This is a genomic window from Carboxylicivirga mesophila (genome assembly GCF_018271975.1).
Classification (GTDB): Bacteria; Bacteroidota; Bacteroidia; order Bacteroidales; family Marinilabiliaceae; genus Carboxylicivirga; species Carboxylicivirga mesophila.
The window spans coordinates 30,683-45,372 of record NZ_JAGUCN010000026.1; the positions used below are offsets into that span (position 1 = coordinate 30,683).

13 protein-coding genes are annotated in these 14,690 nt (G+C 40.6%); 10 read left to right on the forward strand and 3 right to left on the reverse strand.

From position 1 onward, the window contains the following. The first annotated feature begins 48 nt into the window (after positions 1 to 48). The 3 genes from KEM09_RS18300 to KEM09_RS18310 are packed head-to-tail and all read left to right on the forward strand — an operon-like array spanning position 49 to position 2,261. Positions 49 to 807, forward strand: a complete 759-nt coding sequence (locus tag KEM09_RS18300; RefSeq protein ID WP_212230506.1) for a 5'-nucleotidase C-terminal domain-containing protein — start codon at positions 49 to 51, stop codon at positions 805 to 807. Continuing rightward, on the forward strand, positions 797 to 1,711 hold the full coding sequence (locus tag KEM09_RS18305) for a bifunctional metallophosphatase/5'-nucleotidase (RefSeq protein WP_212230508.1): 915 nt from the start codon (positions 797 to 799) through the stop codon (positions 1,709 to 1,711). The genes KEM09_RS18300 and KEM09_RS18305 overlap by 11 nt, the downstream gene beginning before the upstream one ends. Then, positions 1,704 to 2,261, forward strand: coding sequence for a hypothetical protein (locus KEM09_RS18310; RefSeq protein ID WP_212230511.1), 558 nt, complete (start codon positions 1,704 to 1,706; stop codon positions 2,259 to 2,261). The genes KEM09_RS18305 and KEM09_RS18310 overlap by 8 nt, the downstream gene beginning before the upstream one ends. 47 nt (positions 2,262 to 2,308) lie before the next feature. Here the strand turns inward: KEM09_RS18310 and KEM09_RS18315 are convergent, their stop codons facing one another. Both KEM09_RS18315 and KEM09_RS18320 read right to left on the reverse strand, forming a co-directional pair. Next, the gene (locus tag KEM09_RS18315) at positions 2,309 to 2,773 is read right to left on the reverse strand and encodes an Lrp/AsnC ligand binding domain-containing protein (RefSeq protein WP_212192789.1); all 465 of its coding nucleotides are present in this window, start codon (positions 2,771 to 2,773) and stop codon (positions 2,309 to 2,311) included. Between the two features lie 236 nt (positions 2,774 to 3,009). Next, a complete protein-coding gene (locus KEM09_RS18320) occupies positions 3,010 to 4,305 on the reverse strand; it encodes a mechanosensitive ion channel family protein (RefSeq protein WP_212230512.1) in 1,296 nt (431 codons plus the stop codon). A 172-nt stretch (positions 4,306 to 4,477) separates the two neighbouring features. Here KEM09_RS18320 and KEM09_RS18325 point away from each other — a divergent pair, with 172 nt between their 5' ends. From KEM09_RS18325 to KEM09_RS18355, 7 genes are all read left to right on the forward strand, one after another. Further along, positions 4,478 to 5,758 (forward strand): M64 family metallopeptidase, encoded by a 1,281-nt coding sequence (locus KEM09_RS18325; protein ID WP_212230513.1) that lies wholly within the window; start codon positions 4,478 to 4,480, stop codon positions 5,756 to 5,758. Positions 5,759 to 5,769: 11 nt separating this feature from the next. Next, positions 5,770 to 6,774, forward strand: a complete 1,005-nt coding sequence (mgrA, locus tag KEM09_RS18330) for an L-glyceraldehyde 3-phosphate reductase (RefSeq protein WP_212230514.1) — start codon at positions 5,770 to 5,772, stop codon at positions 6,772 to 6,774. Positions 6,775 to 7,009: 235 nt separating this feature from the next. Continuing rightward, the gene (locus KEM09_RS18335) at positions 7,010 to 8,875 is read left to right on the forward strand and encodes a hypothetical protein (protein ID WP_212230515.1); all 1,866 of its coding nucleotides are present in this window, start codon (positions 7,010 to 7,012) and stop codon (positions 8,873 to 8,875) included. Between the two features lie 141 nt (positions 8,876 to 9,016). Then, positions 9,017 to 10,096 carry a sensor histidine kinase gene (locus tag KEM09_RS18340; RefSeq protein WP_212230516.1) on the forward strand — a complete coding sequence of 360 codons (1,080 nt, stop codon included), beginning with the start codon at positions 9,017 to 9,019 and terminating at the stop codon, positions 10,094 to 10,096. Then, positions 10,096 to 11,190 (forward strand): histidine kinase, encoded by a 1,095-nt coding sequence (locus tag KEM09_RS18345; protein ID WP_212230517.1) that lies wholly within the window; start codon positions 10,096 to 10,098, stop codon positions 11,188 to 11,190. The genes KEM09_RS18340 and KEM09_RS18345 overlap by 1 nt, the downstream gene beginning before the upstream one ends. Before the next feature lie 10 nt (positions 11,191 to 11,200). Beyond that, complete coding sequence (locus tag KEM09_RS18350) at positions 11,201 to 11,980, forward strand: LytR/AlgR family response regulator transcription factor (RefSeq protein ID WP_212230519.1); 780 nt, start codon at positions 11,201 to 11,203, stop codon at positions 11,978 to 11,980. Positions 11,981 to 12,115: 135 nt separating this feature from the next. Beyond that, complete coding sequence (locus KEM09_RS18355) at positions 12,116 to 13,651, forward strand: AbgT family transporter (RefSeq protein ID WP_212230521.1); 1,536 nt, start codon at positions 12,116 to 12,118, stop codon at positions 13,649 to 13,651. A 40-nt stretch (positions 13,652 to 13,691) separates the two neighbouring features. On the opposite strand, the gene KEM09_RS18360 is transcribed toward KEM09_RS18355, so the two are convergent. Next, positions 13,692 to 14,684, reverse strand: coding sequence for an LPP20 family lipoprotein (locus tag KEM09_RS18360; protein ID WP_212230523.1), 993 nt, complete (start codon positions 14,682 to 14,684; stop codon positions 13,692 to 13,694). Positions 14,685 to 14,690: the final 6 nt, after the last annotated feature.

The window sequence follows — 14,690 nt, forward strand, 5'->3', positions numbered from 1 at the left end:
TTGTATTCTTGCGCCTTATATTATTGTTATTCATTATAAATAAGATAAATGATTAGGATTAATAGTCAGTTAATCAGTCTTTTTGTTGGTGTCCTGTTGCTGTTGTCTTCCTGCAACTCGGGTAGGTTTGAATTGAGGCATTCAGATGTGAGTTATCATCTTATAGACAGCTTGGTCGGGTATAATGAGGCGATGGATGCCGTTATAAAACCCTATCGTGACAGCCTGAACCAGGAGATGCAGAAAGTTATAGGTCATTCGCAACAGGAGTTATCGGGGGGACTGCCAGAAGGGCTCCTTTCAAATTTTGTGACAGACCTGATGCTCGTTGAAACAGGATTGTTAAATCCATCGATTAAAGTAGATATTAGTATCGTTAATATAAAAGGCCTTAGAGTACCTGTTAATAAAGGACCAATTACCGTTGAAAGTATTTATCAATTAATGCCTTTCGAAAATGAGGTTGTATACCTGACATTGACGCATCAGCAAGTAAAAGAGCTGTTTGATTTTATGGCATCAGTAGGTGGCGACGGAATGAGTGGTGCTTCTTTTGCAATAAAAAACAAAAAGGCAGTTGATATTAAGGTAGGTGGTCAAGCACTTGAAGAAAGAAATTATATTATTGCCACATCCGATTACCTGGCCGACGGCGGTGATCATTTCAATGTTTTTCTTTCTGCTATAAAAAGAGAAGAGGCAGGCATAAAGGTACGTGATGCTATTCTGCAACACATTGAAAGACTGACGGCCAAAAATAAATTAGTTAATAGTCAATTGGATAAACGCATATACTATGCAGAGTAGCAGAAGAAAGTTTTTAAAGAACACTATTGCAGGAGCAGCAGCTTTAAGTATTTCACCACTGATGCAAAGCTGTATGCAGTCGCCCATTAAGTTGACTATCCTGCATACCAATGATGTACATAGTCATATCGATCCTTTTCCGGCTAATGATTCGCGTTGGGCTAATAAGGGAGGTTTTGCCCGGCGGGCAGAATTAATCAATCAAATCCGGACTGAGCAGGAGCATGTGCTGTTGTTTGATTGCGGTGATATTTTCCAGGGCACGCCTTATTTTAATATTTACAAGGGGAAACTGGAGATTGAACTGATGAATAAAATGGGCTACGATGCTGCTACTATTGGTAATCATGAGTTTGATAATGGCATTGAAGCGTTGGCCAACAATATTCAGCGAGCCAAATTTCCTTTTGTATGTACCAACTACGATGTAAGTGATTCGGTGTTGAGCAATTTGATTGTGCCCCATAAGGTTATTCAAAAAGGGCCGTTAAAAGTGGGAGTCATAGGCTTGGGCATTGAACTGGCCGGGTTGGTGAATCCTAAATCCTATAAGGAAACCCGCTATAATGATCCTATTGAAGCTGCCAACAAAACAGCTCTTGTACTCAAGGAAAAGCTGGGATGTGATTTGATTATTGCTTTGTCGCATTTAGGTTATAAATATAAGTCAGATAAAGTATCGGATGTAGTACTGGCTGCAAATTCGCAGCATATTGATATTATTTTAGGAGGACACACCCATACATTTATGGAAGCGCCTGATAAGGTGAAAAACCTAAATGGTAAGGAAGTTATCGTTAACCAGGCGGGTTGGGGAGGCATCTATTTGGGGTGTCTTGATTTGGAGCTTACTTTGCAAAATAAAAAATCAGTAGCTTTGGTCAACTCTATTTGTCATGTCTGATACATTTGAATTAAATACAACCGGGCTGGATGAATTGCAAAGCGCATTCAGTCACGATGAACATTTCCAGAGCATTGCATGGCCTCGCATCAGGCTTATTAATGCTATCAAAGATGAATTAGAAGGTGCCGGAGAACTTGTTTGGAGGGTGAAATATTCGCCGGTTAACCGTGCTGGTAATGGTATCGTCATCTCTTTACCCGATGAACGCCGTAAGTTTCATTTTTATTATACCATTCCTTTAAGCCTGAGATTAACGTGTCATTTGTATTTGGGCGACAATACATTCAATTTCTTCGAAGCACATCCTTTATTGATTGAACAAGGCATTATTTCGGCTGAAGAATTTAGGGTAGAGGCGACCAGCAATACCTTACCTCATTTAGTGCTTAGTCAAAGTTCTGATCGCTATGAGCAGTATTTATTAGCGCAAGCTATTTACGATTCGCAAGAGTTGAGGCAATCAGGGGTATTCCGGCTGCTGGAAAGGAGCTTTGCAAAGTTCAACCAGCCCTTACTGTCCATCATTAACGGTACTTATCAGTTATAAAAAAGGCTCCTGTGCGGAGCCTTTACTATTTATCTTATCATTCGAAATTAGTCAATTGGTAGTTGTCGTTTAAAACTCTCATCTAATGAGATGATTGTTTCTGTAGCTGAAATGCCTGCTATGGCCTGAAGTTTATCGTGCAAGATGCGCTTCAAATGCTCATTGCTCTTCGCATATATCTTAATGAAGATGGCATATTGACCAGTGGTATAGTGACATTCAACAATTTGAGGAACTTCTTCGAGCATTTTTACTACCTTATCAAACAGACTGGCTTTTTTAAGGAAGATACCCATAAAAGCACAAGTGTGGTACCCAATTTTAGCCGGATTGATGATAAACTCTGATCCTTTGATAACGCCCATGTTCATAAGGCGCTGTATGCGTTGATGTATGGCTGCTCCTGAAACTTTACATTCACGTGCAACTTCCAGGAAGGGAATTCTGGCGTTTTTGGTGATAAGCGATAAGATTTTCTTATCAAGGCTATCGATTTGTAAACTGCTCTCCATATCGTATATGATAAATGTTAGGAATCGTAACTAATTACACTCTTTTATTAATAGTTTGCTACGAAAATAAAACATTAATAGTAAATATCCAACGCTATTTGCCCTCTAAATGAACGTAGTTTGTGCTAACCCTTTTAATTTCAAAGCAAAGTGTTTGGGTTAAAAGGTGCTAATTAACAAATTGTTACAAAAAAAAATATTTTCAAGATAACAATTGTAACTTCAATTTATAACGATTATAAAGTAGCTTTCGTGTTGTGATGAGGGCTTAAATCAGCACCACTTGGCAGTTGGTAGATTCTTAACTCAAACTCGCCAACCACTGCCAGGATGTGATCAAAAATATCGGCTTGGATAGATTCATAGTTGATCCATTCCTGCACTTTACTAAAGGCATATATCTCGATAGGTTGCCCTTTTTCAGTAGGTTGCAGTTGCCGCACCATGTAAGTCATTTCCTTATTAATCATCGGATTTTCTTGCAGGTATTGCTCTAAATATTTTCTGAATACACCAATGTTTGTCAGTCTGCGGCCATTGGCCAGGCTTTCCGAAATGGATTCACCTTCTTTTTGCTTGTTGTGCTTAAGCAATTCATCTTCCTTTTCTACAATGTAGTTATGCAGCAGCCGTATCTTTTTAAAGCGCTCAATCATCTCGGCCGAGCAAAACTTGACCGACGCCACATCAATATTGATTGAACGTTTAATGCGCCGGCCACCCGAATGTTCCATCCCTTTCCAGTTAATGAACGAATCTTCTACCAGTTTATAAGTAGGAATGGTGGTGATTGTTTTATCCCAGTTTTGTACCTTAACGGTATTAAGAGTAATATCTAGAACCGTACCATCGGCTTTGTATGAAGGCATTGTAATCCAATCGCCAGCACTAACCATTTTATTGGCAGATAGCTGTATGCCGGCAACAAAACCCAGTATAGTGTCTTTAAAAACCAGCAGCAAGACAGCCGCTGTAGCTCCAAGACCAGTTACTATTTTAGTAATGTCGATATCAAATAAAACATGTACAATAACAAGTCCTGTGATAAACGACGCAGCGATCTCAATAATTTGAATCATACCGCGAATCGGCCGATCTTTTGCGTAAGAAAATGTGTTGTAAATGTCATTTACCACACCCAGTAAGGCCGAAAAAGACCAGAGAATGATGACGAGAATAGTACTGCTGACAATCTTTTGAAGCAGCTCTGTTATGTCATTTTCTGTGAATGGCTGAAAAATAACCGGCAGCATATAGTATAACAATAAGGCCGGGATGACATTGGATAAGCGACGCAGCACATGTCGCTTAATCAGTAAATCGTCATATTGTGATTTGGTTTTTCTAACCAGTTTTTCAATAAACCGGAGTAAGTAGCTTTTAGTTAGTTTGTTGGTTAGCCAAGTGATGAGCAAGGTAAAAACCATCCAAAGGCCGCTAATTAAATATTTGCTATATTCATCACCGATTCCTAAAGAGCTTAGGTATTCGTGAGCGAGTTGGCTTAATTGATTAAGTTCAGTTGTTTCCATATCTAATATGCATCATTGAAAGGGTATAAAACTACTATAATTACTGAAAATAATAAACCGGTTTTGAAGCAGGTAAAACAAGATGCGGTAAATTAAGCTAATAGGAGAAAATGAGCAGGAGAAAGTTTTGTTTGTAAATGTTATGTGGCAATCGATAAATAAATTGAAATACATGAAGATAAGTGTTATAAGTGTTTTTAGTATCATATTACTTTCAGCTTGTGTGCACGCACAAACAGCTTTTGATACCTATTTCAGCACTAAGTCAATGCGTGTTGATTTGGTACTGGCAGGTAATAAAACGACACAATCGGCCTACTTGTTGGAGCTAAAAGAGGAGTCACACTGGGGCGGTTCACAGATTAACCTGATTGATGAACTGGGTTATGGCGAGTATCGTTACTCCATAAGTGAGACTGCTGGTAATCAGCTAATTTATTCGCGTGGCTTTTGTACCTTGTTTGAGGAGTGGCGGACAACTGAGGAGGCTAAATTCATTAATAAAGCATTTTTTCAGACAGTTACCTTTCCTTATCCAAAAGATAAAGTGATTTTTAAGCTTGAAGAGCGCAGAAAGGACGGCACTTACAGTACCCTGATGACCTTTGAAATAGACCCGGACGATCCAAATATTCGCAAAGAGGCTTTGCCCGAATACAAGGTGGTTAAAGTGATTGATAGCGGGGAGCCCAATCATAAAGTTGATTTTGCTTTTGTGGCAGAAGGTTACCAAATTGACGAGATGGATAAGTTCATTGATGATGTAAAGCGGATGGCTGACTATATTTTAGAACAGGCGCCCTACAAATCGCATCGCGACAAGTTTAACTTCTGGGCAGTGTGTTCGCCATCCATTGATGCCGGTACCGACAATCCACGGAAGAATAAGTGGGTTAAAACAGCCGTTAACTCGTCATTTAATACCTTTTATGTCGATCGTTATCTTGAAACAGGTGATGTGAGAGCCATACGGGATATTGCCGCTTGTGCACCCTATGATCATATTTGTGTATTGGTTAATTCGGATAAATATGGAGGTGGTGGTATCTACAACCATTTCTCAATTGGCACGTCGGATCATCCGATGGCCAAAGAGGTGATGCTGCATGAGATTGGCCATGGTTTTGGCGGCCTGGCCGATGAATATTACACATCTGACGTGGCTTACCAAAACTTTTTCGATTTAAAGGTAGAACCCTGGCAACCTAATATTACCACATTGGTTAACTTTAAGGCTAAATGGCAGCACCTGATTAAGGAGGATGTGCCGGTTCCGACACCATTTGAAAAACAGTATACCAATGAAACGGGCGTATTTGAAGGTGGCGGATATGTTGAGAAAGGCGTTTATCGTCCGGCCCTTAATTGCCGCATGAAAACGAATGAGGCTGAAGGCTTTTGTGCGGCTTGTCAAGAGGCTATTGTTAAGATGATTGAATTTGTAACAGATTAAATAATTATACTATGCATTACCTGGCTTCAGAAAAAAGATACGCAAACATGTTATATAGGCGTTGTGGTCGCAGCGGCCTGCAGCTACCTGCTATTTCATTGGGCTTATGGCACAACTTTGGTTCCGAAGATGTGTTTAGCAATGCACGTGATATCCTATTGCATGCCTTTGATAATGGCATCACTCATTTTGATCTGGCCAATAACTATGGTCCGGTGCCCGGCTCAGCAGAAGAAACGCTCGGCAAAGTATTAAAGCAGGATATGAGTGCTTACCGTGATGAGTTAGTGATTTCTACCAAGGCGGGTTATTATATGTGGGAAGGCCCCTATGGTGAGTGGGGTTCAAAGAAATACCTCGTTTCTAGCCTTGATCAAAGCCTTAAGCGAATGGGGCTTGAGTATGTGGATATCTTTTATCATCATCGTCCCGATCCGGATACGCCTATGGAGGAGACCATGGCTGCGCTTGATTTGATTGTGCGTCAGGGGAAGGCACTGTATGTGGGTTTGTCAAACTATTCAGCTGAAGAAACACAAAAGGCCGAAAACATTTTGAGAGAACTGGGAACGCCCTGCCTGATTCACCAGCCGCGTTACAACTTATTCGACCGGTGGGTAGAAGATGGTTTGACAACTGTACTCGATAAGCGAGGTATTGGCTGTATTCCGTTTTCACCATTGGCACAAGGCTTATTAACCGACCGCTATTTGAAAGATGTGCCGGCCGACTCTCGTATGGCCAAAGCACATTTTTTGAAAGAATCGGCATTAACCGATGTTAAACGTAGGGCTATAGTTGAGTTGAATGAAATGGCTCAGCAACGCCATCAGTCGTTGGCGCAGATGGCCATTGCCTGGCTGTTGTGTAATAAAACGGTAACTTCTGTTTTGGTTGGGGCTTCATCAACCAAACAACTGGATAATAATTTGGGAGCATTGAATAATGTTGAGTTTTCACCTGAAGAATTGAGCAAGATTGATACGATCTGCCAACCGGTTATTAAAGAGAGTTAAGTTCAAGTGATATTTAGGCTATGTATTAGAAGGCGTGTATTCAATACACGCTTTTTTTATGCATTATTCGCATTAATCTTATTAAGAAAAAAGGATTTGAACCAGCCTTAATTCATTGACTCTACAATTCACTACATTATTCCAACAACTCACTACTTTTCGTTTTTTTCAGGCTAACTCATGTTTTAATATTGTAATATCAAATAGTGTATATGAACAACTAAATAATATCCCTATGAGAACCAATATTACACACAGATTTACGAAAATAGGCCACTTTATTGTGTTAATAGCAATGATGCTGGCGGTTACTTCTTCGGCAATGGCTGGAGAAATGAGCGATGATGGCGATAAGATCCGCAAGAAGATAATTGAAGAGCGTGATAAGTTGCGTGAGGAAATATACCAGCAGCGTGATGAACTCAGAGAAGAAATGATGGAACTAAAGAAGCATTATACTGCAGATAAGTATGATATTTCTGCTGTTGCATCAGATTTCCCTTTTGACCTAAAATATAAAGGCATTATCGATTTATCGGATGATAGCAAAATGATTACCGGAATTTCGGCGAATGGTTTTGTTGAAATCAATAAAACGGCTTTTGGCAATAATCGCCGACTATTTATACATGCCGACGACAAAGGTACAATTACCTATGAGTACTATGTTGGTAAAACCGAGACCGCTTTTAATCCTGAAGGCAAAAAATGGCTAGGTGAGATACTGCCAGATATTGTTAAGAGAAGCGATTTGGGTGTTGAGTCGCGTGTGAGACATTTGTACAGAACAAAAGGTATCAGAGGTGTTTTAGATGCTCTGGAAGATTTACCATCAGGAACAACCTACTCCTATACAAGCGAGTGGAATGTATTTACGATTAAATCGTCCTCATACAAAACCGGAAGTTCGGCATCTAAAAATACCTTTCTGAAAACCCTGGTGTTCGACAATGAACTCAAGAGCCAGGATATTATACCTGTGCTGAATGAAATTAAAGAAGTCAGATCAAACAGCACCAAAGGCACGCTTATCAGGTATATTCTTGAGAATTATAAGCTAAGTACCGAACAACTGGCCGTACTGTTGGAGGCAACAGCTACGCATGATTATAACACGGAACGTGGCTCCACGCTTCGTATGTTCAATAAGTTTTATGTCAATGATTTTGCCATTCGCAAGGGCTATTTCGATATCATTGATGACATGGAGATAAACTCAGAGAAAGGTAATGTGTTGAAGCATCTTGTGCGTGTAACTAAGTTATCGAATGACAGCTGGATTAGCATGCTGCAAACCATTGATGATTTTTCATCGGAGCGCGAAAAGGGAGCCCTGCTGCTATATCTGATTAAATATATGCCACAGGATGAAGAAGTGATGGAGGTTTTCAGAGATGTACTGGACAATATGTCCGATAGCTATTACATTTTGAAAGGGGAGATAACAACCGCATTGCTTGATGCAGCGCTTGATTCAGGTGTACAAAAAAGTGATAAAGCCTCGTTAATCAACTACCTGAAAACGGCGAGAGGCATTTCTTCTAATAGCCAAAAAGGTCTCATACTTCGAAAAGCTAACCGTCTATTCATTAATGATGAAGAAGTGGTGGATGTATATTTCGAAGCACTCAATGGTTTGGATAGTGAAATGGAGATGTACAATGTGATGCTCGATTTATTGGCTAAGAATAAACTGGAAGAGCCGGCCATGTACCGTTTGTTAAGAACACTTGATCGCCTGGTTGATGATTTCCAGCATGGCGCAGGAGCTGTAATGCGTGAGGTGGTGGCACAATTTCCATTGTCAACCAATAATTATAATCAGTTCTTCCGACTGATAAACAGGATGGATCAGAATAGCACTATTGAAGAGCTGTTGCGTTATGTGATTGATAGTCCGGTGATGAATGATGAGATAGCTGCTAAGGTCATTGAATGTACACAGCAAATTGATGTTGATGTTGAACGTGCCGCGGTATTGATTCGTTTGAGTCCATATATCAGCAATAGCAGTTCATCAACCGCATATATTTTTAAATCGATGACCAAAGATCTGGAATCTGAATACGAGAAAAACAGGGTGATGAAAACATTAAACTAGGTTAAAATTAGCGGGACTAGTGTTAAAAAAAGACTATTAGGTCTTAAATATGAAGTCTAGTCTATTGCGAAAAAACTAATTAATGCTATAACTTAGCAACACATGATAACCAACACCCAATTATATTCGTCGAAAAAGCTAATGACACAGATATTAGTCAGTACACTGTATGGTGTACTGGCTTTCCTGTATTTGTTCTATAGTGAGAATGGGTTTTTACCAACTTTAACCCAACACGTTGATTCTCTGTCTTTTTTCACCCTTAGTTCGTGGTTGATATTTGGGGTGCTGACACTGGTTGGCCGTGCTCTTAATAAACTCTATCCATGGTTAAAGGGCATGTTCTCCAGGTTTATTATTCAGTTTGTTATAAATACCATTGTGGCAGGGCTGATGTTGTGGATATGCATTAAGCTGCTGATTGTTATTAAGTACGATGGTATATCATTTGGCCTGTTCATGGAGGACATGGGTGATGCAACCATCAAGTTCTTCATCATTTTCTTACTCACTAATCTTGTTTTTATATTGGTAGATCTTTACCAATATTCATTTACCAGTTTTATACAGGCCAATATTGAAAGTGAGCAAATGGTGCGCGAGCGGCTTAAACTGCAATACGAGATATTAAAAAGCCAGTTAAGTCCGCATTATCTGTTTAATACCCTTAATACCATTGCATCACTTATTCACAGGGATGCCGCCACTACCGAAGGCTTTATTCGAAAGTTTGCACAAACATTTACCTATATTCTTAACAGCCATCAAAAAGAGTTGGTGGCCGTGAAGCAGGAGGTGGACTTTATACATGCCTACTATTTCTTATTGAAGATAAGGTTTGAAAAGGCATTACAGCTCACCATCGAACTCGACAAGGTGAGTATGGATAGCTATATTCCGCCTATGACCCTGCAGTTACTCGTTGAGAATGCGGTTAAACACAATCATTTCTCCGAGGATAAGCCGCTGCAGATAGTTATTCGCTCCGATGCACAGCATGGGATAGAGGTGGTTAATAATTTTGAGCGTAAACCTGGATTTATTGAGGTGGATAACCAATTATTAAAAAAGCCGGAGAACCATGTGTCACATAAGGTGGGCCTTGAAAACATCAGGAAGCGATATGGCTATTTTACTTCTAAAGAGATAGAAATAACTAAAAATGAATCATTTTCGGTAATTTTACCATTACTGTTTAAACATAAAATCATTAGTTTCTAATGAAAGCACCAACTATCAATAAACAGCAAAAGTGGCTTAGGTTTCTGCTACCATTCCCTATTGGGATGGTAGTTTATGTTTTAATACTGTTGGTGTTTGATACGCTTAATCAATTCAGCTCCAACTTCTTCAGTCAGGAGGTGCTGGTGACCGTATTGCTGGCATTTGTGTTGATGGAAGCCTTAAGGCTCTTATTAAATGCCCTGGATAAGCGTTTCCCATTGGTAGCCGATATTCAGACGGAGAATGGTGAAATGCATGAGTTTAAGGGTTTGACACATTCTTCCAGAATTATACTATTGCCATTAGTCAGTCTGGTACTTTCTGTGCTCGTTATTACGCCCCTGGTAAGTGTGTATTTCTACTTTGTATTAATCATCAGCGATTTCAATACGGAGCTGATTGTTTTCAATGGGGTGTATGGCGTGGTGGCTATTCTTTATAGTGTGATTCATGTCAGTACCTCTTTTTTAGCTGTTCATAAGCAGTTGCACTATAAGCAGGAGCAGGAGCTACGCAGGGGCATGGAGTCGGATTTGGATAAGTTTAAGATGCAGATTAACCCGCAATTGCTGTACGATGGACTGGAAAACCTTATCTCCATTGTTCATGCTAAACCGCGCATGGCTGAGCAGTTTGTAAATCAATTGTCAAAGATATATCGCTACAGTTTAGATAACAGGCATGTGGAGCTGGTTGACCTGAAAAGGGAGCTGGAACTCAGCCAATCGTTGCTGTATCTGCTGAATATCAAGTACAGTAATAGCATTTATTTTGAAGCTAAGCTGCCAAACGACTGGTTACACAGGCAAATAATTCCCTGTACCATATCGGCCCTCATCCAGGAACTGGTCAACCGGACAATCATAAACGAGTTTCAGCCACTTAATATCCGACTTGAAACTAAGGATGATGAGTTGTATTTTGTATGCAATCATAACCCAAAGATTGGACTCAATGGAAACGGGGTATGGAATTTGTCACTCATTAATAATGCCTATGCTTTTTTTAATGACAATAAGCAGCTTGAAATCACCCAAACAGATCAACAATTACACATCAATATCCCTCTATTTGAAATAGAAGAAGAATAATCTAAACCTTATGAGAGTACTTATTATCGAAGATGAAAAACCTGCCGTTAAAAACCTGATTCACCTATTGCAACGCTACGATAGCAGTATTGAAGTTGCTGAAGTACTTGATTCGGTGGCTGCCAGTGTTGAATGGCTATCCAATCCGCTTAATACCGCTGATCTGGTGTTTATGGATATTCATCTTTCTGATGGATTGAGCTTCGAGATATTTAATAAAACACAACTGAACCTACCGGTTATTTTCACCACTGCCTATAATGAATATGCCATTCAGGCCTTTAAGGTGAATAGCATCGATTACTTGCTGAAGCCGCTCGATTATGATGACCTGTTTCGCAGTATGGAGAAGCTGGAAAGTTTGCGCGAAAACTTATCATCGGCCAGTCAGCGTATTAAGCTGGAGGAGCTCAACGAAGCTCTGTTGCACTACCGGAAAACCTACAAGGAGCGTTTCCTGGTTAAGCTGGGTGAGCGCATCAAGTCTGTTACCAGTGATAAAATTGTGCTGTTTTACGCCGAAGGGCGCAATGCTTTTATCCTGACATCCAAAGGTAATCGCTACATTATTGACTATAAGCTGGAGGAGCTGGAGGAGTTGCTGAACCCGGCTACTTTCTATCGCATCAGTCGCTCGTTTATTGTTAACATCAATCATATAACTGATGTATTGGTGCACTCCAACAGCCGATTGAAAATTCAGTTCGAACAGCCGTTTGACCGCGAGGTGGTTGTTAGTCGTGAGAAAGTGCCACATTTTAAGAGCTGGTTTAGTGGAGCTGGCATTTAGCCCTAATTAACAACAGGTTGCACGGGTTGCAATTGTCTTTATGTTATATAACAGGCTCTGTTAATTGTATTTATAATGGTCGGCTACTAAAAATTTTATATTTTCGGCGCCTTGTAATAGTAAAACTCTTATCGTATGGGCACCGCCGTAAAGAAGAAAAAATCGTTAGTTGATCTGTTTTTAAATGGAGTTGAGCGTGTAGGTAATATTTTGCCGCATCCGGCTTTGCTGTTTGGTATTTTCGCTGTTGTGGTATTGATTCTATCAGGTCTTTTTGCCTGGATGGGTGCAACAGCTGCCCACCCAACTACCGGAAAAGCCATTCATGTCATCAACTTATTATCGGTAGAAGGTTTAAACCGTATTTTAACAGAGATGGTACAAAACTTCACCAGCTTTGCACCAATGGGAATTGTAGTGGTGGCGATGTTGGGTATCGGACTGGCTGAAAAATCAGATCTGATAGGCGCTCTCATACGAAAGCTGGTGCTGGCTGCTCCCAAAGGTTTGCTCACTTTTGTCATTATTTTGGCAGGTGTTATATCAAATGTAGCTTCCAGCGTGGGTTATGTGCTGTTAGTGCCACTTGGAGGCGTTATCTTTTTAGTGGCTAAGCGCCATCCATTGGTGGGGATGGCAGCTGCTTTTGCCGGGGTATCAGGTGGTTTCAGTGCCAATTTGATTATTGGCACTATCGACCCGCTTTTGGCAGGATTAACCGAAGAGGCTGCACATATTGTTGATAAAACATATACAGTGAATCCGGTGAGTAACTACTATTTCATGGTCGTATCAACTTTTATGGTGGCCTTGGTAGGTACTTGGGTAACCGAAAAAATTATTGCTCCACGATTTGGAGAATATACCGGTGAAGTATCGGAAGAAGAGACTAAACTTGAAAAGCTGTCACCCGTTGAACGTAAGGGGCTGCTGTGGGTTGGTTTGGTTTCACTGGCTTTTATTGGTATTATTTTGTGGGGCTTGCTGCCTGAGGGTGGTTTCCTGCGTGGTGCCGATGGTCACTTACTCACATCGCCTTTGCTGAAAGGCGTTGTAGCGGTATTATTTGTGTGGGCCGGCACCTGTGGTGTTGTATATGGTAAAATAACGGGGAAGTTCAAAAACGATAAAGATATAATGGGTGCCATGGGAGAGGCCGCCAAATCGTTAGGCCCTTACTTGGTGTTAGTGTTTTTTGCAGCGCAGTTTGTGGCTTATTTTAACTGGAGCAATTTGGGTTTGGTGATGGCTGTTAATGGGGCCAACCTTATTCAGAGCCTAAATCTGAGCGTGATTCCGTTGATGCTGCTGTTTGCATTGTTTTGCGGACTTATCAACCTGGTAATGGGCAGTGCCTCGGCCAAGTGGGCTCTATTAGCACCTATTTTTGTGCCCATGTTTATGATGCTGGGTTACTCGCCTGAATTGACGCAGGTAGTTTATCGCATTGGCGATAGTGCCACCAACATCATATCACCCATGATGAGTTTCTTCGCTTTAATTATCGTGTATTTTCAGAAGTATGACGAGAAAGCGGGAATTGGTACGATTGTTTCAACGATGTTGCCCTATTCAATGGTGTTTTTATTCTCGTGGATGATACTGCTGGCACTTTGGTTGCTGAGTGGCTTGCCATTGGGGCCAACAGGGGTGCTACATTACAGCATGTAAAAAACAACCCGGACTCTGCAAGAATCCGGGTTACAACATATTATTGAGCCAGCTGAATCGATATTATTGAGGTAGCTGGCTTTTGTTTTTCAACGATTTGCCTTACAATCAGGTTTCTGGTTATTTGGCGGCCCAGTGATTTAAGGTCAATACTGGCTTTAAGTGTTTCTTCAGGTTTGTTACCATATTCTAAAGCAGGAGATTTAACCTGTCCCATAGCATTGCTTTTGAACCGGTCGGCAATTAAAAAGCCGCCACTGTAGTTAAACTGAACAGGTATATTATGTGCCTGCTGATTCTGACACTGTATCACCAGTAAAGCTTCTCCTTCTTTTATTTTGGTGTTTGAAGAAGCATATAGCTCTCTGGGTTGAAATTCAATCGTCAAAGAGTTGATAAGTTGGCTAAGGGCATCTTTGCTGGCTTCATAAATATCCAGGTTGCCATTGGTGGTTTCAACTGATGTCTGTTCATTCAGATAATCGCTAATGGCATCAATGGACGAAGCGTATAACTCCATAGCCAATACAAAATTAGCCTGCTCGTTCGCTGTTTGAGCCTGCTGGTATTTCTCCAGCGATAGTTGAAGCGCCTCTTTCTTACGCTGTTCTTTGCGGGCATAAAACTCACTTTTAGACAGGCGGTAGAACGTATAATAATTGCTTAGATCCTCCCATTTATCAACATACTCATAGCCCTCCAGAAATTCTTCAGAGCGCGCTCTCACGCGGCTTTGGTAGTATTCATACACCCCCTTGTTATCTTCCATCCTGTAAAGATTTTGCTCGCTGCTGATTTTGGTACTGATTTGTTTCGATAAATCAGCCAATGCCTTCTCCTTGGCTTTTTCTTCATAAAATACAGAGCCGCCTACCTTAGGTGTGGTGCCTATACCATAGAAATAGGCCGATGACACAGGCCTGCTTTTCAGCCATTCGGGTTTAGATAGCTCTAACAGCTCAGCTTCTTTTTTCTTAGATGAACAACTGCATAGCAATGCCAGCGCCAGTATTATCGTTGACAGTAATTTCATATTCAA